Source organism: Streptomyces sp. ACA25, assembly GCF_028200735.1.
Taxonomy (GTDB): Bacteria; Actinomycetota; Actinomycetes; order Streptomycetales; family Streptomycetaceae; genus Streptomyces.
This window is the reverse complement of record NZ_JAQKPV010000001.1, coordinates 426698-447623: the sequence shown is the minus strand read 5'-3', so window position 1 is coordinate 447623 and position 20926 is coordinate 426698. Positions and strand designations below refer to the sequence as shown.

Below are 20926 nucleotides of genomic sequence, written 5' to 3'. Positions count from 1 at the left end.
CCGGAGGATCGGGGCATGACCCAGCACACCGATCTCCCCGCAGCCACCGGCCCGTTCGGCTCACGAGGGCCGGACGACAGCCCGGAGCCTCCCGGCCCGCCGCGCGGACCGGCCCGCACTCGCCCGCTCCTCGGCGGGGGCATCCCTCCCGCCTGGTGGGTCGCCGCGGTCGCCTGCCTGACGATCGTCGTCGCCGGAGCGTTCGGCACCGTGCCGGGGCTGCTGGTGGATCCGCTGCACGGGGAGTTCGACTGGTCCCGGGGGACGATCGGGCTGGCGGTCTCGGTGAACATGGTGCTCAACGGGCTGATCGCACCGTTCGCCGCGTCCCTCATGGACCGCTTCGGGATCCGCCGGGTCGTCGCCGGGGCGCTGGCCCTGCTGGTCGCGGGCGCGACCGCGACGACCGTCATGACCGCCGCCTGGCAGTTCGTGCTCGCCTGGGGTGTGCTCGTCGGCCTGGGAGCGGGCTCACTCGCCATGACCTTCGCAGCCACCCTCGCCGACCGCTGGTTCGTACGGCGGCGCGGGCTGGTGACGGGACTGCTGACCGGGGCGAGCGTCTTCGGGCAGATGGTGTTCCTGCCGGCCCTGGCCTGGGTGGTCGACCGCTGGTCCTGGCGCCCCGCGGTGGTCATCCTGGCCCTGGCCGCGCTGGCCCTGCTGCCTTCGGCCTGGCTGCTGCTGCGTGACCACCCGGCGGACCTGCGGGTGCCCGCCTACGGCGCGACCGGGCCCGCACCGCGGCCGGCGCCGGTGCCCGGCGCTGCCCACCGCGCGGTGCGAGTGCTGCTGCGGGCGGCCAGGACCGGGCCGTTCTGGCTGCTCGCCGGGACCTTCGCGATCTGCGGGGCCTCGACGAACGGCATCATGTGGACCCACTTCACCCCCGCCGCGCACGATCACGGGATGCCGGTCACCGTCGCCGCTTCCCTGCTGGCAGTGATCGGAGTGTTCTCCCTGGCGGGCACCGTCGGCGCCGGCTGGCTCACCGACCGGGCCGATCCCCGGCGGATTCTCGCCGCCGCCTACGGCCTGCGCGCCGTCTCGCTGCTCCTGCTCCCGCTGCTGATGGGTCCGGTCCCGGCGCCGGCCCTGGTGCTCTTCGCGGTGGCGTTCGGCCTGCTCGACGTGGCGACCGTGCCGCCGACGATCGCGCTCTGCCGCCAGGTTTACGGCCGGGACGGTGCCATCGTCTTCGGCTGGGTGCTCGCCGCGCACCAGGCCGGGGCGGGAGTGCTGGCCGTGGCCGGGGGTCTGGTGCGGGACCTCTCCGGCTCCTACGACCCGGTGTGGGTGGGATCCGGGGCCCTGTGCGCGGTGGCGGTCCCGCTGGTGATGATGATCAGCCGGCGCGCCGCGTGACGCGGATCTTGGACTGACCGTGCGGCAGCTTCTCCCAGTCGTCCATGAAGCGGGCTTCCAGGCCGTGCCGGCGGGCAAGGCCCAGCAAAGTCTCGGTGCGGTAGTAGAAATCCTCACCCAGCACTTGGTGCTCGGTGCCCTCCGTCCGGTCGAAGGTGAAATCGAAGAAGCCGTCCGGGGTGAGGACCCGGCCGACGTGGGACAGGCACTCCTCGATCACCCCGATCGGGGAGTGCGAGAAGACGCTGTGCGCGTGCACCACGTCGAAGTGCTCGCTGGGCAGGAAGTCCAGGGTCAGGTCGCCGGTGATCGTCAGGTGCGGCAGCTTGTCCTGCAACGCATAGGCGGTGAGGGTCTGCTTGGCGCTGATGAGGATGTCCGGCGAGATGTCGATGCCGTAGTAGTGACCGGGCTCCAGGTAGTCGATGAACCGCCACCCGGCCCGGAGGTTGCCGCAGCCGATGTCGAGCATGCGGTGCTCCGGGCTCAGACCATGGCCCTTGAGGTAGTCGAACTGCATCTCGCCCAGCGCCAGCCACCGTTCGTGGCTGCGGCTGCCGACCGCCGCCTCCGGGCTGCGCCCCGCGTCCGAGGCCATCACCGCCCGGTAGTAGGAGACATGGTCCCGGTGCTTGACCCGCAGCACGGCGTTCCGGGCGGTGCGACGCAGATAGGGCGCGACCTTGGCCGGATTGCGGACGGCATACCGGGCCTTGTGGGCGATGCTCGCCCGGTTTGCCCGGAGTTTGGTGGATCGGTCAGGCATCAGCAGTCTCCGTGAAACATCCCGTATGCGGCTGTCACCCCCACCTTGCTCCAGATGGGTGCGAACCACCAGAAGGCGCGCGCAGTGCGCAACCGTTGTTTTCCCCAGGGCGCACGCCTGCGCGGCACAGCAACAAGCGGCACAGCAGCAAGGTCCCGCCCCGGAGACCGGGGCGGGACCTTGCTGGTGCGCGGGGTGCGCGGGGTGCGCGGGCTACTTGGGTTGCGGGGGCGCCGGGGCCTTGCGGAGGGAGAGGTGCAACTCCCTCAGGCGGGATTCGTCCACCTCGCTCGGGGCGCCCATGAGCAGGTCCTGGGCGTTGCCGTTGAGCGGGAAGGCGATGGTCTCGCGGATGTTCGGCTCGTCCGCCAGCAGCATGACGATCCGGTCGATGCCGGGGGCGATGCCCCCGTGCGGCGGGGCACCGAAGGCGAAGGCCCGGAGCATCCCGCCGAACTCCCGCTCGACCTCTTCCCTGGAGTAACCGGCGATCCCGAACGCCTCGTACATCAGCTCCGGTTCGTGGTTCCGGATGGCGCCGGAGGAGAGCTCCACACCGTTGCAGACGATGTCGTACTGCCAGGCGAGGACGTCCAGCGGGTCCTTGCTCCGCAGTGCCTCGAGGCCGCCCTGCGGCATGGAGAACGGGTTGTGGGAGAACTCGATCGCGCCGGTGTCCTCGTTCTTCTCGAACATCGGGAAGTCGACGATCCAGCAGAACCGGAAGACGCCCTCCTCGAAGTGACCGGCCCGCCTGGCCGCTTCGACCCGGACCGCGCTCATGATGCGGGAGACCTCGTCGAACTCGCCCGCGCCGAAGAAGACGGCGTGGCCCGGGCCGGCGCCGAGGGCGCCGAGCAGCGCGTCGACGTTGTCCTCGGTGAGGAACTTCGCGATCGGGCCGCTCAGGACCGGCCGGTCGCCCTCGCTCTCGCCGACGCGTACCCAGGCCAGGCCCTTGGCGCCGTGCTCGACGGCGAACTCGCCCATCTGGTCGAAGAACTTGCGCGGCTGCCCGGCGGTGTCGGGGACGGCCAGCGCGCGGACGTGCTTGTCGGCGAATGCCTTGAAAGAGGAGCCCGCGAAGATCTGCGAGACGTCCACCAGCTCCAGCTTCGCGCGCAGGTCCGGCTTGTCCGTGCCGTAGCGGACCATCGCCTCCCGGAACGGGATGCGGGGGAACGGCGAGGTGACGTGCCGGCCGTTGCCGAACTCCTCGAAGAGGTCGGTCATGAGCTTCTCGATGACCTGGAAGACATCCTCCTGCTCGACGAAGCTCATCTCCATGTCGAGCTGGTAGAACTCGCCCGGCGAGCGGTCGGCGCGGGCGTCCTCGTCCCGGAAGCAGGGGGCGATCTGGAAGTAGCGGTCGAAGCCCGCGATCATCAGGAGCTGCTTGAACTGCTGCGGGGCCTGCGGGAGGGCGTAGAACTTGCCCGCGTGCAGCCGGGACGGCACCAGGAAATCCCGGGCGCCCTCCGGCGAGGTGGCGGACAGGATGGGGGTGGCCAGCTCATTGAAGCCCAGGCCGGTCATCCGCCGGCGGATCGAGGCGATCACGGCGGAGCGCAGCATGATGTTGCGGTGCATCCGCTCCTTGCGCAGGTCGAGGAAGCGGTACTCGAGCCGGCGCTCCTCGTTCACCCCGTCCTCGGCGTTGATCGTGAACGGGATCTGCTCGGCACCGCCCAGTACCTCGACCTCGCCGACCTCGACCTCGACCTCACCGGTCGGCAGCTCCGGGTTGACGTTCTCCGCGCCGCGGGCGACGACGCGGCCGTCGATCCGCACGACGCTCTCCTTGGACAAGGAGCTGAGCCGCTCGTTGACGGCGGTGTCGGGCCGGACGACCAACTGCACGATGCCGTAGTGGTCACGCAGGTCGATGAAGAGGATGCCACCCAGATTGCGGCGGTTGTGCAGCCAGCCGGACAGTCGGACGTCCTCGCCGATGTCCGCGGAACGCAGCTCGCCGCAGGTGTGGGACCGGTACCGATGCATCGCTCATCCAAGTCGTCAGGGCGGAGGGTACGAGAGGTAAGGAAACGGCGTCCCAGACTACCGCCCCGGCTCACCCCTGCTCGCCGCCCGTCACCTGGCAAGCATAAAGTGGGGCAATATGCGCACCGAGGATGTGCTGTTCGCCTCCAGGACCGGGCTGTGGCGCTGGGACCACGCCACCGGCCTGGTGTGGCTTGACGCCGTGGCGGCCGGCCTGGTGGGTCTGCCCGGGGAGGAGACCAGCATCACGGAGTCCGACGCCCGGGCCCGCATCCACGTGGAGGACTTCATCGATCTCGCCAGGATCGTGACGCTCGCCACAGCCGAGAACCGCCCCGCCGAGGGCCGGATGCGCATCGTCGACACCCATGGAACCGTGCGGCGCAGGCTACGGGTCCGGATCAGGGCACGCGGCGAGGGCAACGAGTTCGTCCTGGTCGGCACCATGGTGGAGGTGCCGGAGAAGCCGGGGAGCGGCAGCGAGGCGACGGGCGACTGGCGGCTCTCCCGGGAGGCCTTCCTGCTCGACGCCGGGCGGTCACTGGCCGAGGCACGCACCACGACAGAGGTGCTGCGGGTGGCGAGCAGCCTCGCGCTGCCCGGTTTCACCCCCAGCGGTCAGGTCGTGTTCGGGCTCGACGGGAACCGGCTGGAGGTGCTCGGGCATCACGGCTACTTCTGGAAGGGCGACAAAGGGCTCCAGCGGCTCACTGATTTCTTCCACCTGACCAGAGAGCACGAGTACCCCGCAGTCGACGCCATCCGCACCGGCCGGGCCGTCTACCTGCCGTCCCCCGGGGACTACGAACGGCGGTACCCGGGAGCCTGGGCGACCGTGCACACGTTCGGCCGGCAGGCGTGGGCCTACCTGCCGCTCACCGTGGGCGGCAGGCCCATCGGTGCCTGGATGGCTGCCTTCCCGCACAAGGTGACCTTCAGCCCGGACGAGCGTTCGGTCCTCACCACGGTCGCCCGGATGCTCGCCCAGGCGCTGGCCCGCACCCATGTCTTCGAGACGGAACGCGCCTTCTCGGAAGACCTGCAGCACACCATGCGTCCCGTGAGCAGCCCGGCAGTACCCGGTCTGGAGCTCACCGCCCGGTACGTCCCCGCCGGCGGCGGCCTGCAGGTCGGCGGCGACTGGTACGACGTGATCCCGCTGTCCTCGGGCCGGGTCGCGGTGATCATGGGTGACGTGCAGGGTCACGACGTGCGCGCCGCCGCGATCATGGCCCAGGTGCGGATCGCCCTGCGTGCCTACGCCGCGGAGGGCCACCCGCCGGACGCGGTGCTCACCCGCGCCTCCCGCTTCCTCTCGGGCATCTCGTCCCCTGACGACGAGCGCTTCGCGACCTGTCTCTACCTGGAGATCGATCCTCCCACCGGGGCCCTGAACGTCGCCCGCGCCGGCCACCCCGATCTCGCGGTCCGGGTGGAGGACGGCACCACCGCGACCCGGCCGACGGCCGGCGGGCCCCCGCTGGGCGTCCTTCCCGACTGGTCGTACCCCACCACCCGGATGGCACTGCAACCGCACGAGGTTCTGATGCTGTACACGGACGGGCTGCTGGAGACCGGGGGCCACGACGTGGACAGCGGCTGGGCCCGGCTCCACCGGGTGCTCCACACCCATCCGGCGCACACCCTCGAACTGCTGGCGGACGCGCTGATCGAGACCGTGCACGGCCCGCCGTCCCACCGCGTGCGCGGGCCGCTCACCGACCGGCGCGAGGACGACTCGGCCCTGCTGCTGATCCGCCGGAAGCAGTGGGGGGAAACCCCGCGCCGCACCGTGCTGTCCATCGACCAGGCGGAGCCGGCCCGGATCGCCGAGGCCCGGCACCAGCTGGCGGACCTGCTGCACGACTGGGCGGACCGGGAGCAGGTGGACGGTGCGGTCCTCGTGCTGTCCGAGGTGCTGACCAACGTCCTGCTGCACACCGACAGCGCCGCGCTCATGGTGGCCGAGGTCACCGGACCGCGCGGCAGCCGCCGGCTGCGGGTGGAGGTCGCCGACAGCAGCGACGACCTCCCGCACCGGCGGGAGCCGGGCGAGATGGCCTCGTCCGGACGCGGCCTGCTGCTGATGGAGGTGATCGCCGACGCCTGGGGGGTGGACCCCAGAGGGCACGGCAAGTCGACCTGGTTCGAGATGCGCGAGGGCCCGGAGCCGGAGCACCCCCCGGGCGCCGACGGCCCTCCGGGCTGATCCCCGCGCGCCCGGCGGCCCGGCCGGGGCAGTGGTCAGTCCTCGAGGCGCCGGGCCGGGATGCGGCCGAGCCGGCCCGCCTGGAAGTCGTCGAAGGCCTGTGCCAGCTCAGCCCGGTGGTTCATCACGAAGGGACCGTAGTGGGCCATCGGCTCCCGGATCGGCAGACCGCCCAGCAGCACGACGTCGAGGTTCGGCGTGTGGCCGTCCTGCTGGTCCGCCGCCCGGACGGTGAGGCTGTCACCGGCACCGAAAACGGCCGTCTGCCCGATCTCGACCGGATGCCGCTCCGGACCCGCGCTGCCGCGGCCGGCCAGGACGTAGGCCAGGGCGTTGAAGTCCCGGCGCCAGGGGAGGGTGATCTCCGCCCCCGGGCTGACCGTGGCGTGGAGAAGCACGATCGGCGTGTGGGTGGAGCCCGGGCCCCGGTGGCCGTCGAGGTCGCCGGCGATCAGCCGCAGCAGACCACCGCCGTCCGGGGTGGACAGCAGCCTGACGTTGCCGCCGCCGATGTCCTGGTAACGCGGATCGGTCATCTTGTCCTTGGCCGGGAGGTTCACCCAGAGCTGGATGCCGTGGAACAGACCCCCCTTGACGACCAGCTGCTCCGGCGGCGCCTCGATGTGCAGCAGCCCGGATCCCGCGGTCATCCACTGGGTGTCACCGTCGTTGATCACCCCGCCGCCGCCCTCGGAGTCCTGATGAACGAAGGTGCCGTCGATGAGGTAGGTGACGGTTTCGAAGCCCCGGTGCGGATGCCACGGGGTCCCCTTCGGCTCCCCCGGGGCGTAGTCCACCTCGCCCATCTGGTCCATCATGATGAACGGGTCGAGGAACTCGTACTTGATGCCGGCGAAAGCGCGCCGGACCGGGAATCCCTCGCCCTCGAAGCCGGTCGGCGCGGTACTGACCGCGAGCACCGGGCGGGCTGCCGACGGGGCGGCCGGGGCCGCCACTCGCGGCAGGGTCAGGGGGTTCTCCACGGTGATCGCAGGCATGGCACTCCTTCTCGGCTGACTGTCAGTTTAGTTGAACCGTGAACATCCAGCCGGGGTGTCCGTATTCCCCGGGCCTGCCCGGGCGGTCCGCACGACGACGGAGCCCTCAGCCGTACATCCGGCGCATCGTGTACTCGACCATCTCCTCGGCCGCCTTGGCGTCCAGCACGATCCGGTGCTCGCCCTCCATGTCGAGCGCGAAGCCGTACCCGGTCGGCAGCAGGTCGAGCACCTCCCCGCCGGTCACCGTGAAGTAGCGGGACTCCTTCCCCGCGTAGCGCCGCAACTCCTTGAGCGTGGTGAAGAGCGGAATCACCGGCTCCTGCGTGGTGTGCAGCGCCAGGAAGCCGGGATTCTCCCCCCGGGGGCAGTAGATCTTCGCGGCACAGAAGATGTCCTGGAACTCCTCCGTGGACATCGCGCCGGAGGTGTAGGCCCGCACCGCGTCGGTGAGCGAGGGCGGCGCCGACCCCTGCTGGGGCTGGGCGTACATCGGCTGCTGCTGGGCGCCGTACCCCTCCACCGGAGGCGGCTGCGTGCCGTAGGCGGGCTGCTGCCCCGGATGCTGGCCCTGCTGCCCGCCGTGCTGACCGTACTGCCCCGCGTATCCGCTCTGGTCATAGCCGTACATGTGAGGAAGCCTACTGACTACTCAGGGCCCTGCATCGCTTGCTTCTTATTACCGGTGGGTAGCATGATGGTGGTTACTTACTGATAGCTGTCTGGTCCGTCTTCCGGCCACCACCCCACATCGAGGCGCTTCGCGCCTGAATCCCAGCAGAAGTACGGAGTCGTCCATGGGGCACTACAAGTCGAATCTCCGCGACATCGAGTTCAACCTGTTCGAGGTTCTCGGTCGCGACAAGGTGTACGGCACGGGTCCGTTCGTGGAGACGGACACCGACACCGCCAAGAGCGTGCTGACGGAGATCGCACGCATGGCGGAGAACGAGTTCGCCGCGTCCTACCAGGAAGGGGACCGCAACCCGCCGGTCTTCGACCCGGAGACCAACACGGCGCCCGTTCCCGAGGCCTTCCGCAAGAGCTACCAGGCCTACATGGACGCCGAGTGGTGGCGCCTCGGCATCGGTGAGGAACTCGGCGGCACCGTGGCCCCGCGCTCGCTCCTGTGGGCCTTCGCCGAGTCCATCCTCGGCTCGAACCCGGCGATCTGGATGTACGCGTCCGGCCCCGCCTTCGCCGGCGTGCTCCAGGACGAGGGCACCGAGGAGCAGCACAAGATCGCCCAGTGCATGGTCGACAAGCAGTGGGGCTCCACCATGGTGCTGACCGAGCCGGACGCCGGCTCGGACGTCGGCGCGGGCCGGACCAAGGCGACGCGGCAGGAGGACGGCTCCTGGCACATCGAGGGTGTCAAGCGCTTCATCACGTCCGGCGAGCACGACATGTCGGAGAACATCATCCACTACGTGCTGGCCCGCCCCGAGGGCCACGGCCCGGGCACCAAGGGTCTGTCCCTCTTCGTCGTGCCGAAGTACGACTTCGACTGGGAGACCGGCGAGCTGGGCGAGCGCAACGGCGTCTACGCCACCAACGTCGAGCACAAGATGGGCCTGAAGGTCTCCAACACCTGTGAGATGACCTTCGGCGCCAACCGGCCCGCCAAGGGCTGGCTGCTGGGCGAGAAGCACGACGGCATCCGCCAGATGTTCAAGATCATCGAGTTCGCCCGGATGATGGTCGGCACGAAGGCCATCGCCACCCTCTCCACCGGCTACCTGAACGCCCTGGAGTACGCCAAGGAGCGGGTGCAGGGAGCCGACCTCACGCAGTTCGCGGACAAGAGCGCGCCGCGCGTCACCATCACCAACCACCCGGACGTGCGCCGCTCCCTGATGATGCAGAAAGCGTACGCGGAGGGCATGCGTGCCCTGGTGCTCTACACCGCCACCGTCCAGGACGAGGTGCTGATCAAGGAGGCCGCGGGCGAGGACGCCTCCGACGCAGAGGCCCTCAACGACCTGCTGCTGCCGATCGTCAAGGGCTACGGCTCCGAACGCTCCTACGAGCAGCTGGCACAGTCGCTGCAGACCCTGGGCGGCTCCGGCTACCTCCAGGAGTACCCGCTGGAGCAGTACATCCGGGACGCCAAGATCGACACCCTCTACGAGGGCACCACGGCCATCCAGGGCCAGGACTTCTTCTTCCGCAAGATCGTGCGTAACCAGGGCGCCGCGCTGAACGCCCTCTCCGGCGAGATCAAGTCGTTCCTCGCCGCGGGCACCGGCGGCGAGGAGCTGGCCGCCGCCAGGGAGTCGCTGGGCCGGGCCGCCGGTGAGCTGGAGGCCATGGTCGGCACCCTGCTCACCGCCCTCGCGGAGACCGAGAAGGACGTCAAGTCCCTCTACAAGGTCGGCCTCAACACCACCCGCTTCCTGATGGCCTCCGGTGACGTCGTGGTCGGCTACCTGCTGCTGAAGGGCGCGGCCGTCGCCGCCGCGAAGCTGCCGGACGCCTCGGACAAGGACCGCCCGTTCTACCAGGGCAAGATCGTCGCCGCGAAGCACTTCGCGGCCGAGGTGCTGCCGCACGTCGCGGTGGAGCGCGCCGCCGCCGACGGCACCGACCTGGAGATCATGGAGCTGGACGAGTCCGCCTTCTGATCCCCTGCGCCCCACCGGGCCCCTGACGCGCGGCCCCGCCTCCTTCCCCCCCCCGTCCCCCCGGGAGGCGGGGCCGCGCTCCGTGCACCGGGTGAGGTGTCCTTATGCTGAGACACATGGATGCTCCGTCCCGCTTCGACCGCGGCCACACCGATGATCTGATGGCTTACCTGGCCGCGAGCCCTTCCCCGTACCACGCGGTGGCCAACGCCGCGGCACGGCTGGAGAAGGCGGGCTTCCGGCGCGTCGAGGAGACGGACGCCTGGGACGGCGCCCCGGGCGGGAAGTACGTGCTGCGCGGCGGCGCGATCATCGCCTGGTACGTGCCGGAGGGCGCCACACCCGCCACCGGGTTCCGCATCGTCGGGGCGCACACCGACTCCCCCAACCTGCGGGTCAAGCCGCAGCCCGACACCGGCCGCCACGGATGGAAGCAGATCGCCGTCGAGGTCTACGGCGGCACGCTGCTGAACACCTGGCTGGACCGCGATCTGAGCCTTTCCGGGCGGCTGTCGCTCCGCGACGGCGGCAGCACCCTGGTGCACGTGGACCGGCCGCTGCTGCGCGTGCCGCAGCTGGCCATCCACCTCGACCGGCAGGTGAACGACGGGCTGAAGCTCGACCGTCAGCAGCACATGACCCCCGTGTGGGGGCTGGGCCGGCCGACCGGGGGTGAGCTGATCGCCTTCCTCGCGGAGGAGGCGGGCGTCGCGGCCGAGGACGTCACCGGCTGGGACCTCATGACGCACAGCGTCGAAGCACCCGCCTATCTCGGCAGGGACCGCGAGCTGGTCGCCGCCCCCCGGCTGGACAACCTGCTCTCCGTGCACGCCGGAGTCGCCGCACTCGCCGAAGCCGCCGGGGAGAAGCTCACCCACATCCCGGTGCTGGCCGCCTTCGACCACGAGGAGACCGGCAGCCAGTCCGACACCGGCGCCGACGGGCCGCTGCTCGGCTCGGTGCTGGAGCGGTCCGTCCTCGCCCGTGGCGGCTCCTTGGAGGACCGGGCCCGGGCGTACGCCGGCTCCGTCTGCCTGTCCTCGGACACCGGCCACGGGGTGCACCCCAACTACGCGGAGCGGCACGACCCGGACCACCTCCCGAGAGCGGGTGGCGGGCCGATCCTCAAGGTCAACGTCAACCAGCGGTACGCCACCGACGGCAGGGGCCGAGCGGTGTTCGCCGCCGCCTGCGAGCGGGCCGGCGTGCCGTGGCAGAGCTTCGTCTCTCACAACGCCATGCCGTGCGGCACCACGATCGGTCCGATCACCGCGGCCCGGCACGGCATCGCGACGGTGGACATCGGGGTCGCCATCCTGTCGATGCACTCCGCCCGGGAGCTGTGCGGTGCTGCCGACCCGTACCTGCTGGCGAACGCGCTGACCGCGTTCCTCACCGGGCCCTGAGCCACCGGCCCGCGGCCCCTCCGGTACGGACCCCGGCGGCCCGGACCGGAGGACGGACGAGCGGAGCCCGCAGGCCGGCGGCGGGCCGCCCGTACCCCGCCGGGGGCGGGGCCGCTCCGAGGGTTTCGCCACGTCACCGAGAAGTAACCCGGCTCCGCACCCCGGCCCCTCGAACTGACACCCCCGCGCCCCCTAGGATCTGACCTCAGAAAGCGTTCACCGGTGCCCTCACGGGGGCGTAACGTGTGAGCACTCAGCCAGCGACGAACCGCCCGAGGGGTCCAGTGACCGAACACCCGAGCCTGCAGCCGTCCATCGAGGCCTGGACCCAGTCCATCGAGGCGATATCCGAGCTCGTCTCACCCCTCGTCGAAGGTGAATGGAACCGCCCGACCGACTGCCCCGGCTGGTCCGTACGCGACCTCGTCTCGCACGTCATCGGCGGTGAGTGCGAGGCGCTCGGGGACCCCCGCCCGATCCACACACTGCCCCGTGATCTCTACCACGTCACCGACGAGACCAGCCGGTACATGGAGGTGCAGGTCGACGTCCGTCGGCACCACACCGCTCCGGAGATGACCAGCGAGCTCGAGTACACGATCATTCGGCGCTCCCGGCAGCTCCGCAACGACAAGCGGGACCCCGAGCGCACCGTCTCGAACCCGGTGTTCGGGCAGATGTCGGCCACCGACTTCATGCGCCTGCGGGCGTTCGACGTCTGGGTCCACGAGCAGGACATCCGGCGGGCCCTCGGCAAGCCGGGCAACCTGGACTCCCCGGGAGCGCAGCTCGCCCGCGACATCCTGCTCAGCCGGCTGCCGAAGGTGGTCGCCAAGGACGCGGGGGCGCCGAAGAAGTCCGCCGTCGTGTTCGACGTCAGCGGCCCGTTGGAGTTCCTCCGCACGGTCCGCGTGGACGAGGAGGGCAGGGGGTCGGTCAGCAAGAGCCCGTCACTCGGACCGGTGGTCACCCTGACCCTCGACTGGGAGACCTACGTGCGGCTGGCCTGCGGACGGGTCCGGCCGCGGAAGGTCGCCGACCGGGTCAAGATCGAGGGCGACGCCGAGCTGGCCGGCCGCATTCTGGGGAACTTCGCCGTCACACCCTGATCCCCGGCACCGCCGCGTGCGGGGCGCCGGGCCCGGCGCCGGCCCCTGGGGGCCACGGCGGCCGCGGGCGCCGTGGCGCGAGGGCTCAGCGCTCGTTGCCGGTGGAGATGGTGAGCTGGATCTTGTCCTCTTCGGGGTTGAACGGCTCGTACTTCTTCGGGGACTGATCCACCACCATGCCCTTGCCCTTGAGGACCTCGTCCTCGTACAGGTCGGGGGACTCGGCTATCCACTTCGCCTGCCGGATGCACTCCTTCACCGAAGCGAAGTGCTTGTCGTAGAAGTCGGGCATGACGATGGCGTCCGGGTGCTCGTCCTCGTTGTAGTGATCCCGGGCGTTGACGCATTCCTTGGGGTCGATGGTCTTCTCCGGGTCGCCCTCCTTGAAGCGCGGCTCCCGTTCCTGCTTGTCGTCGTCCGTCGGCTCCGGATCGTCGTCCACGTCCTCCGCGCCGCCACTCTGGCCACTGGTGTCCCCCTTGGCCTCCGGGCTGTCGTCGGAACCACCGGACAGCAGGTAGGCCATGGCGGTGCCCGCGATCAGAACGAGCGCCAGCACGCCCGCGGCCACCAGCAGCGTCATGCTCCGGTTGCCGCCGCCCTTTCCGCCGCCCGCCACCGCGGGGGCAGCGGCGGGGTTCAGGTGGTAGGGCGGCGGGGTGTGCACGCCCTGCTGCACGGCGGTGGGAGGGTGCGGGTAGCCGTAGGCCCCCGCCCCGGGCGGCGGGGAGCCCAGGGCGTACGGGGACTGCACGTGGGCTCCCGGCGGCGGGGTGGCGGCACCGTACTGCGGGAAGACGGTCTGGGAGACGGCAGCCCCGCTGGCCGCGGGCGCCGCACCGGTGATCTGCGGTGCGGTACCGGTGAGCGACCCGCTGACCCGCTCGCACTCGGTGCGCAGGGTGGCGGCGTCCGCGAAGCGCTCGTTGGGGTTCTTCCGCAGCATCCGGGCCACCAGCCCGTCCACGGCGGGCGGCACCGCGGAATTGAAGTGGGAGGGAGTCGGCGGCTCCTCCTGCACGTGCGCGTAGGCGATGGCGAGCGGCGAGTCGGCCTCGAACGGCAGCCGGCCGGTGAGCAGTTCGAACAGCATGATGCCCACGGAGTACAGGTCGGAGCGGGCGTCGACACCGCGTCCCAGGGCCTGCTCCGGGGAGAGGTACTGCGGGGTGCCGACGACCATGCCGGTCTGGGTCATGGAGGTGACGCCGGACTGCATCGCCCGCGCGATACCGAAGTCCATGACCTTGACCTCGCCGCGCTTGGTCAGCATGACGTTGCCGGGCTTGATGTCGCGGTGCACCAGACCCATCTCGTGCGACATGTCCAGCGCCGCGCACACATCCTTGATGATCTTCAGCGCCTTGTCGGCCGGCATCGCACCGTGCCGCGCGATGTCCTCGTCGAGAACATCCCGCAGCGGCCGGCCGTCGACGAACTCCATCACGATGTAGGGGACCGGGACCCCGTCGAGGATGTCCTCACCGGTGTCGAACACCGACACGATGTTGGGGTGCGTCAGTTTCGCGACCGACTGCGCCTCCCGCCGGAACCGCTCACGGAAGGAGTCCTCCTGCCCCAGCTCACCGTGCATCGTCTTGACGGCGATCTGCCGGTCCAGGACGGTGTCGTACGCGAGGTGCACCGAGGCCATCCCGCCCCTGCCGAGCAGGCTCCTGAGCTGGTAACGCCCGCCGCCCACGGCACGTCCCGTGTGGTCCGCCGGCTGTTGCGCGGCCTGATCACTCATCTGTGCTCCCCCTGTGCGGCATGCGTCGGCGCCAAGTCTGCCTCAGCGGTAGGACGCGTCAAGCTTGTTGTCCGTTCCGTGACCGGTTGCACCGAGCACCGTGACGGGACCGTCATACTCGACTTGGCAGGGTGGTACCCAACCGGGTTTGATGGCTGAGCGATACGGCGAGCATGGCGAGGAATGATGGCACAGGAGCGAGGCGCTCCGGGCTCCGGCGCGGACGAGCCCGAGGCGACCGGCACCGAGGTGCCGGACTCGCCCGAGTACTGGGGAAACAACGGTCTCGTCGGTGACGGACGGTACCGGCTGACGTACCGGCTCGGACGTGGCGGCATGGCCGAGGTCTTCGCTGCCGAGGACGTACGGCTGGGCCGCGTCGTCGCGGTGAAGCTGCTGCGGTCCGACCTGGCGGAGGACCCGGTCTCCAAGGCACGGTTCACCCGCGAGGCACAGTCCGTGGCCGGCCTGAACCACCACGCGGTCGTCGCGGTCTACGACTCCGGCGAGGAACGGTTCGCGGGCAACGTCGTGCCCTACATCGTGATGGAGCTGGTCGACGGCCGCACCATCCGGGAGCTGCTGCACGAAGCCGAGGACACCCCGGTCGACCAGGCGCTGGTCATCGTCTCCGGAGTGCTGGAAGCCCTCGCCTACAGCCACCAGCACGGCATCGTCCACCGGGACATCAAGCCGGCCAATGTCATCATCACCGACACCGGCAACGTCAAGGTCATGGACTTCGGCATCGCCCGTGCCCTGCACGGCGCGCAGAGCACCATGACACAGACCGGCATGGTCATGGGGACGCCGCAGTACCTCTCGCCCGAACAGGCCCTGGGCAAGGCGGTGGACGCGCGTTCCGACCTCTACGCGGTCGGCTGCCTGCTCTACGAGCTGCTGGCCCAGCGGCCGCCGTTCACCGGTGAGACACCGCTCTCCGTGGTCTACCAGCACGTCCAGGACACCCCGCGGCTGCCGTCCGAGATGAGCCGTAACGCACCGCCGGAGCTTGACGGCCTGGCCATGCGGTCCCTGGCGAAGGACCCGGACGACCGGTTCCAGTCCGCCGAGGAGATGCGCGGGGTCGTGCAGTACGCGCTGCGCATGCTCGCCGAGCACGGCTCGCACACCCACGGCCTGTGGAACACCGGCTCGGTCACCGCGGACACCCCGGCGATGGGGACGCCCGCCGTCGGACCGGGGCCGAACGCGACCACCGACGAGCTCCGCCCGATGCTGATGGGCAATCCGGTCGGTGACGGTGACGACGGCCGCCCCGGCTGGAAGAACGACAACCGCCTCCGCTACCTGCTGGTGGCGGTCCTCGCGCTGTTCGCGATCGGCGCCGGCGTCCTCTGGGCCAACGGCACCGGCGACGACGGCGACACCACGCCGGTGGAGGACCCCGTGCCCACGGAGACCGCTCCCGAGGAGGGCGAGGAGGAGCCGGAGGAGGAGCCGGAGGAGCCGGACGACAACAACACCGGTCCGTCCGACGATCTCTTCGACCCGAGCACCCGGGAACCTACACACGAACCTCCGTCCGACCCGGGCTACGGCACGGGCAGCGGAGGTGGCACCTCCGACGGCTCGACCGGCGGTGACAACGGTGGCAGCACCGAGGGCGACACCGACGGCAACACCGACGAGGGCACGGACGACGGCGCCGACGACGGCGCCGACGAGGGCGCGGACGAAGGCACCCCTGGCGACCCCGGGGACGGCGGCACCACCGAGGGCAACCCCACCGGCGGCGCCAACCCCGGTGGCACCGAGGGCAGCGGAGGCCCGACATCCGGTGGAACCGCGGACCTCGGCGCCACCGCCGGCAACGCCACCCCCTGACCCCGCAGGCGGCAGCCCTCAACACTCTCCGCGTCCGTCCGATGCCCTGAAGTGATCTACGATGCGGCGGTGTTGTCCACCCTCGCGCCGCCTCCTGAGCGCACCCTCACCACCTTGTTCCAGCGCTTCGGGGCCGGCGAACCGCTCGCCTGCCGACCGCTCACCGAAGGTCTGCTCAACCGGGGCTACCGGGTGGTCACCACCCGGGGCCGGTTCTTTCTCAAGCACCATCTGGACGGTGATCCCGAGGCCGTCGTGCCGCTGGCGCGGCGGCACGGGATCACCACCGCGCTCGCCGCGCTGGGACTGCCGGTGGTACCCCCGGTCGCCGACCGGGAGGGACGCACCGTGGCGGTGCTTGGCCGCGGCGGGAGTTACGCCCTGTACCCGTGGGTGGAGGGGCGGCACCGCGGCGGCGGGGAGCTGACTCCGGACGAGTGCCGGCGGCTCGGCGCGCTGCTCGGCCGGGTGCACCGCGGGCTGGAGCATGTCATCACCGGTGCCGAGGACCGGGCCGCCGGGGTGCGCTGCGCGGAGGCGGCCGACGCCGCGTCCACCCGGGAGCTGATCGAGATACTGCTGGCCCGGATCCGGCTCCGGTCACGCCGCACGGGCTTCGACGAGCTGGCCGAGCACCGGCTGCTGGAACGCCGGGAGCTGCTGCTCCGGCACGCGCACCGCAGGCCGCACCGCGCCCAGATGCCCGCCTCAGGGTGGGTGCACGGCGACTTCCACCCGCTCAATCTGCTCTACCGCCGCGAGGGCCCTGCCGAACCGGTGGCCATCATCGACTGGGACCGGCTCGGCATACGGCCGCGTGCCGAGGAGGCGGTGCGGGCCGCCGCGATCTTCTTCCTCCGGCCGGACGGCAGCCTCGACCTGACCAGGGTCCGGGCCTACGCCCGGGCCTACCGGCAGGCCACCGGAGCCCCCGGGGACGAGCTGTCAGCGGCCGTGCACCGGGTGTGGTGGGAACGCCTCAACGACTTCTGGATGCTGCGCTGGCACTATGAGCTGCGGGACACCCGGGCCGATCCGCAGTTCCCCGCCGCGGCCGCCCTGATCGTCTGGTGGACCCGGTACGCCGCCGCCGTGCGGAGCGCCTTCTGCGACTGAGCCCGCCGGGGGAGGCCCCACGGGCCGGTCAGGAGAGGTCGGCGAATCCGGGGGAGAAGCGCAGGTAGAACCCGGTGTCCGGGCCTTCCTCGTCCCCGGGCACCAGCAGAGCACGCTCGTCCGGCGCCGGGTCACAGACGCTGACCGTACCGACGAGGTGGACACCCGCCGGGCGGCCGGACGCCGCCGCTTCCTCCTCCGGCCCGGTGCCCGCGCTGCCCACACGGCCGCAGCAGGCCTGGGCCCGGTAGGCCAGCACGGTCCCGTCCAGGTACCGGCTGTCGGCCTCACCGGCGGTGACGCGCAGCAGCACGGTTTCCCCCGTCACCAGATGCCGGGCGGGCAGCACGTACGGCAGGGCGTACCGGGTCACCGCGGCGTGGCCGTGGCTGAGCGACGGCAGGACGCGCAGCGCGTCGGCCAGGCGGTCCTCGGAGGTGCTCATCGTGACGGGCATGCGTCAAGGCTGCCTCGGCAGCGCGCGTCCGCGCCCCGGGGAAAGGTCCCGGATCAGGGGACAATGGTCCCGATTGCGCGGGGGGCGGGGGCGGCCGCGGCCGGCCCGGTCGTCAGCGCTGCGGCTTTTCCGCCTGCAAGCGCGCCACGTAGGCGGCGGCCTGGGAGCGCCGTTCCATGCCCAGCTTGGCGAGCAGGCTGGAGACGTAGTTCTTGATGGTTTTCTCCGCGAGGTGCAGCCGCTCCCCGATGGCCCGGTTGGTGAGCCCTTCACCGATCAGGTCGAGAATCCGGCGCTCCTGGTCGGTGAGGTGGGCCAGCCGGTCGTCCGGCCGGCCGCCACCGTGCCGCAGGCGTTCCAGCACCTGCTGGGTGGTCACCGGGTCGAGCAGGGACTTGCCGGCGGCGACGTCACGGACCGCGCTCAGCAGGTCGTTCCCCCGGATGGCTTTGAGGACGTAGCCGGACGCCCCGGCCATGATCGCGTCGAACAGCGCCTCGTCATCCGCGAAGGAGGTCAGCATGAGGCACTTGAGCGACTCGTCCCGGGAGCGGATCTCCCGGCACACTTCGACCCCGCTGCCGTCCGGCAGCCGGACGTCGAGCAGCGCCACATCCGGGTGCGTGGCCGGGATCCGGACCAGGGCCTCGGCGGCCGTGCCGGCCTCGCCGACGACCTCGATGTCCGGCTCCATGGACAGCATCTCGTGCACGCCTCGGCGCACCACTTCGTGATCATCGAGCAGAAATACAGTAATTTTTCCGTTTTCTCCCACCTCGCCAGTGTCACACAAGGTGTTCTCCAGCGCTCTTCCCGTACCGTGGCCCGCCGGGTTACGGTGCGAGTGTCCCCTCGGCTCGCGAGCCGTGACCAGTGACGTTCCGGGCCGGCGGCAACCGCAAGCGGAAGTACTTGGATTTCCAGGTATATCCGCAGGTCAAGTGTGTTTCGCCCCGGAGTCGTTCACTGGGTACGGTGCTGGTAGCGGACCGTCGAACGGGACACTGTCACGCTCGGAGCTGTCCGCTGCGCACCCACCCCGTGCGTCGTACGGCACCGGGCGAGCCGCACTGGCCCCCCGGAGGACCCCGGGGGCCGGACCGACGGAGGAGCACACGTGACCGTGGAGAGCACTGCCGCGCGCGGCAAGCCGCGCCGCAGCAGCGGAAAGCGCGCGACCAAGAAGGCGCAGAGCGCGCCCGACGCGCAGCGGCCGGAGATGGTGCAACTGCTGACCCCGGAAGGGGAACGCGTCGAGCACCCGGACTATGCGATCGACCTCAGCGCGGACGAGCTGCGCGGTCTGTACCGGGACATGGTGCTGACCAGGCGTTTCGACGCCGAGGCGACCAACCTGCAGCGGCAGGGCGAGCTGGGGCTCTGGCCCTCGCTCCTCGGCCAGGAGGCTGCCCAGATCGGCTCGGCACGGGCCCTGCGGGAGGACGACTACGTCTTCCCCACCTACCGCGAGCACGGCGTCGCCTGGTGCCGCGGAGTGGACCCGACGATGCTGCTCGGGATGTTCCGCGGCGTGAACCACGGCGGCTGGGACCCCAACCTCAACAACTTCCACCTCTACACCATCGTGATCGGCTCCCAGGCGCTGCACGCCACCGGCTACGCGATGGGCGTGGCGAAGGACGGCGCCGACTCCTCGGTCATCGCCTACTTCGGGGACGGCGCCTCCAGCCAGGGCGACGTGTCGGAGGCCTTCACCTTCGCAGCCGTCTACAACGCCCCTGTGGTGTTCTTCTGCCAGAACAACCAGTGGGCGATCTCCGAGCCCACCGAGCGCCAGACCCGGGTGCCGCTGTACCAGCGCGCCCAGGGCTTCGGCTTCCCCGGCGTACGTGTGGACGGCAACGACGTGCTCGCCGTGCTGGCCGTCACCCGGGCGGCGGTCGAGCGCACCCGCACCGGCCAGGGCCCCATGCTCGTGGAGGCCTTCACCTACCGCATGGGCGCGCACACCACCTCCGACGACCCGACGCGGTACCGCCGCGACGAGGAGCGCGAGGCGTGGGAGGCCAAGGACCCGATCCTGCGGCTGCGCACCTACCTGGAGAAGGAGAAGATGGCCGATGCGGAGTTCTTCTCCTCACTGGAGGAGGAGAGCGACGTGATGGCCAAGCGCGTCCGGGAGGGCATCCGCACGATGCCGAACCCCGACAACATGGCGATGTTCGAGAACATCTACGCGGACGGGCACGCACTGGTCGACGAGGAGCGCGCCCGGTACGCCGAGTACAGCGCCTCCTTCGAGGACTCCGCCCACCAGGAGGGCAACTGACATGAGTGCCCAGAAGATGTCCATCGCCAAGGCCTTGAACACCTCCCTGCGGAAGGCTCTGGAGTCCGACCCCAAGGTTCTGATCATGGGAGAGGACGTCGGCAAGCTCGGCGGCGTCTTCCGGATCACCGACGGGCTGCAGAAGGACTTCGGCGAGGAACGGGTCATCGACACCCCGCTCGCCGAGTCCGGCATCATCGGCACCGCGATCGGTCTGGCCCTGCGCGGTTACCGGCCGGTCGCGGAGATCCAGTTCGACGGCTTCGTCTTTCCCGGTTACGACCAGATCGTCACCCAGCTGGCCAAGATGCACGCCCGGTCGCTGGGCAAGGTCAGGCTGCCGGTCGTCATCCGCATCCCCTACGCCGGCGGCATCGGGGCGGTGGAACACCACAGCGAGTCCCCCGAGGCCCTCTTCGCGCACGTGGCCGGCCTGAAGATCGTCTCACCCGCGACTCCCTCGGACGCCTACTGGATGCTCCAGCAGGCCATCGAGTGCGACGACCCGGTGATCTTCTTCGAGCCGAAGTCCCGGTACTGGGACAAGGGCGAGGTCGACACCTCCGCCCTCCCGTTCCCGCTGCACGGGGCCCGGGTCCTGCAGGAGGGCACCGACCTCACGCTGGCCTGTTACGGACCGACCGTGAAGACCTGCCTGCAGGTCGCCGCCACGTCCGCCGAGGAGGGCCGTTCGCTGGAGGTCGTCGACCTGCGGTCGATCTCCCCGATCGACTTCGACACCGTGCAGCAGTCGGTGGAGAAGACCGGCCGGCTCGTCATCGTGCACGAGGCCCCGGTGTTCTTCGGGTCCGGTGCGGAGGTTGCCGCCCGCATCACCGAGCGGTGCTTCTACCATCTGGAGGCACCGGTGCTGCGGGTGGGCGGTTTCCACGCCCCCTACCCGCCGGCCCGGCTGGAGGAGGAGTACCTCCCCGGTCTCGACCGGGTGCTGGACAGCGTCGACCGTGCGCTGGCGTACTGAGAAGG

The 20926-nt window shown here is 70.6% G+C and carries 16 protein-coding genes; 9 read left to right on the top strand and 7 right to left on the bottom strand.

What is annotated here, in order from left to right; genetic code table 11:
• The first annotated feature begins 15 nt into the window (after window positions 1–15).
• A complete protein-coding gene (locus PJ985_RS02060; RefSeq protein WP_271681726.1) occupies window positions 16–1365 on the top strand; it encodes an MFS transporter in 1350 nt (449 codons plus the stop codon).
• Here PJ985_RS02060 and PJ985_RS02055 read toward each other — a convergent pair.
• A complete protein-coding gene (locus PJ985_RS02055; protein ID WP_271681725.1) occupies window positions 1346–2131 on the bottom strand; it encodes a class I SAM-dependent methyltransferase in 786 nt (261 codons plus the stop codon). The two genes, PJ985_RS02060 and PJ985_RS02055, sit on opposite strands and share 20 nt — an antisense overlap.
• 213 nt (window positions 2132–2344) lie before the next feature.
• Window positions 2345–4132, bottom strand: a complete 1788-nt coding sequence (aspS, locus tag PJ985_RS02050) for an aspartate--tRNA ligase (RefSeq protein ID WP_271681724.1) — start codon at window positions 4130–4132, stop codon at window positions 2345–2347.
• A gap of 118 nt (window positions 4133–4250) precedes the next feature.
• Here aspS and PJ985_RS02045 point away from each other — a divergent pair, with 118 nt between their 5' ends.
• Window positions 4251–6341 carry an ATP-binding SpoIIE family protein phosphatase gene (locus PJ985_RS02045; protein ID WP_271681723.1) on the top strand — a complete coding sequence of 697 codons (2091 nt, stop codon included), beginning with the start codon at window positions 4251–4253 and terminating at the stop codon, window positions 6339–6341.
• Window positions 6342–6376: 35 nt separating this feature from the next.
• On the opposite strand, the gene PJ985_RS02040 is transcribed toward PJ985_RS02045, so the two are convergent.
• Together PJ985_RS02040 and PJ985_RS02035 are read right to left on the bottom strand one after the other, a co-directional pair.
• The gene (locus tag PJ985_RS02040) at window positions 6377–7339 is read right to left on the bottom strand and encodes a pirin family protein (RefSeq protein WP_271681722.1); all 963 of its coding nucleotides are present in this window, start codon (window positions 7337–7339) and stop codon (window positions 6377–6379) included.
• A 106-nt stretch (window positions 7340–7445) separates the two neighbouring features.
• Window positions 7446–7970: an SseB family protein gene (locus tag PJ985_RS02035; RefSeq protein ID WP_271681721.1), complete on the bottom strand. Its 525-nt coding sequence runs from the start codon at window positions 7968–7970 to the stop codon at window positions 7446–7448.
• Window positions 7971–8136: 166 nt separating this feature from the next.
• On the opposite strand from PJ985_RS02035, the gene PJ985_RS02030 reads away from it, so the two are divergent.
• The 3 genes from PJ985_RS02030 to PJ985_RS02020 all read left to right on the top strand — a co-directional run bounded on the left by PJ985_RS02030 (window position 8137) and on the right by PJ985_RS02020 (window position 12478).
• A complete protein-coding gene (locus PJ985_RS02030; RefSeq protein WP_271681720.1) occupies window positions 8137–9963 on the top strand; it encodes an acyl-CoA dehydrogenase in 1827 nt (608 codons plus the stop codon).
• Window positions 9964–10079: 116 nt separating this feature from the next.
• The gene (locus PJ985_RS02025) at window positions 10080–11369 is read left to right on the top strand and encodes a M18 family aminopeptidase (protein ID WP_271681719.1); all 1290 of its coding nucleotides are present in this window, start codon (window positions 10080–10082) and stop codon (window positions 11367–11369) included.
• A 284-nt stretch (window positions 11370–11653) separates the two neighbouring features.
• Complete coding sequence (locus PJ985_RS02020; protein ID WP_271681718.1) at window positions 11654–12478, top strand: maleylpyruvate isomerase family mycothiol-dependent enzyme; 825 nt, start codon at window positions 11654–11656, stop codon at window positions 12476–12478.
• A gap of 85 nt (window positions 12479–12563) precedes the next feature.
• Here PJ985_RS02020 and PJ985_RS02015 read toward each other — a convergent pair whose 3' ends face one another.
• Window positions 12564–14228 (bottom strand): protein kinase domain-containing protein, encoded by a 1665-nt coding sequence (locus PJ985_RS02015; RefSeq protein WP_271681717.1) that lies wholly within the window; start codon window positions 14226–14228, stop codon window positions 12564–12566.
• A gap of 186 nt (window positions 14229–14414) precedes the next feature.
• On the opposite strand from PJ985_RS02015, the gene PJ985_RS02010 reads away from it, so the two are divergent.
• Both PJ985_RS02010 and PJ985_RS02005 read left to right on the top strand, forming a co-directional pair.
• Window positions 14415–16076, top strand: a complete 1662-nt coding sequence (locus PJ985_RS02010) for a protein kinase domain-containing protein (protein WP_271681716.1) — start codon at window positions 14415–14417, stop codon at window positions 16074–16076.
• 72 nt (window positions 16077–16148) lie between these two features.
• On the top strand, window positions 16149–17192 hold the full coding sequence (locus PJ985_RS02005) for a phosphotransferase (RefSeq protein WP_443033388.1): 1044 nt from the start codon (window positions 16149–16151) through the stop codon (window positions 17190–17192).
• Between the two features lie 28 nt (window positions 17193–17220).
• Here the strand turns inward: PJ985_RS02005 and PJ985_RS02000 are convergent, their stop codons facing one another.
• A complete protein-coding gene (locus PJ985_RS02000; RefSeq protein ID WP_271681714.1) occupies window positions 17221–17649 on the bottom strand; it encodes a hypothetical protein in 429 nt (142 codons plus the stop codon).
• A gap of 112 nt (window positions 17650–17761) precedes the next feature.
• Window positions 17762–18424 carry a response regulator gene (locus PJ985_RS01995; RefSeq protein ID WP_271681713.1) on the bottom strand — a complete coding sequence of 221 codons (663 nt, stop codon included), beginning with the start codon at window positions 18422–18424 and terminating at the stop codon, window positions 17762–17764.
• Window positions 18425–18766: 342 nt separating this feature from the next.
• On the opposite strand from PJ985_RS01995, the gene pdhA reads away from it, so the two are divergent.
• Together pdhA and PJ985_RS01985 are read left to right on the top strand one after the other, a co-directional pair.
• The gene (pdhA, locus tag PJ985_RS01990) at window positions 18767–19939 is read left to right on the top strand and encodes a pyruvate dehydrogenase (acetyl-transferring) E1 component subunit alpha (RefSeq protein WP_271681712.1); all 1173 of its coding nucleotides are present in this window, start codon (window positions 18767–18769) and stop codon (window positions 19937–19939) included.
• 1 nt (window position 19940) lies between these two features.
• Window positions 19941–20921, top strand: coding sequence for an alpha-ketoacid dehydrogenase subunit beta (locus PJ985_RS01985; RefSeq protein ID WP_271681711.1), 981 nt, complete (start codon window positions 19941–19943; stop codon window positions 20919–20921).
• The last annotated feature ends 5 nt before the right edge of the window (window positions 20922–20926 follow it).

Bases quoted from the DNA above. Each gene is read 5' to 3' on its own strand.
- PJ985_RS02060 (WP_271681726.1), top strand. From the start codon at position 16: ATGACCCAGCACACCGATCTCCCCGCAGCCACCGGCCCGTTCGGCTCA.
- PJ985_RS02055 (WP_271681725.1), bottom strand. From the start codon at position 2,131: ATGCCTGACCGATCCACCAAACTCCGGGCAAACCGGGCGAGCATCGCC.
- aspS (WP_271681724.1), bottom strand. From the start codon at position 4,132: ATGCATCGGTACCGGTCCCACACCTGCGGCGAGCTGCGTTCCGCGGAC.
- PJ985_RS02045 (WP_271681723.1), top strand. From the start codon at position 4,251: ATGCGCACCGAGGATGTGCTGTTCGCCTCCAGGACCGGGCTGTGGCGC.
- PJ985_RS02040 (WP_271681722.1), bottom strand. From the start codon at position 7,339: ATGCCTGCGATCACCGTGGAGAACCCCCTGACCCTGCCGCGAGTGGCG.
- PJ985_RS02035 (WP_271681721.1), bottom strand. From the start codon at position 7,970: ATGTACGGCTATGACCAGAGCGGATACGCGGGGCAGTACGGTCAGCAC.
- PJ985_RS02030 (WP_271681720.1), top strand. From the start codon at position 8,137: ATGGGGCACTACAAGTCGAATCTCCGCGACATCGAGTTCAACCTGTTC.
- PJ985_RS02025 (WP_271681719.1), top strand. From the start codon at position 10,080: ATGGATGCTCCGTCCCGCTTCGACCGCGGCCACACCGATGATCTGATG.
- PJ985_RS02015 (WP_271681717.1), bottom strand. From the start codon at position 14,228: ATGAGTGATCAGGCCGCGCAACAGCCGGCGGACCACACGGGACGTGCC.
- PJ985_RS02010 (WP_271681716.1), top strand. From the start codon at position 14,415: ATGGCACAGGAGCGAGGCGCTCCGGGCTCCGGCGCGGACGAGCCCGAG.
- PJ985_RS02000 (WP_271681714.1), bottom strand. From the start codon at position 17,649: ATGCCCGTCACGATGAGCACCTCCGAGGACCGCCTGGCCGACGCGCTG.
- PJ985_RS01985 (WP_271681711.1), top strand. From the start codon at position 19,941: ATGAGTGCCCAGAAGATGTCCATCGCCAAGGCCTTGAACACCTCCCTG.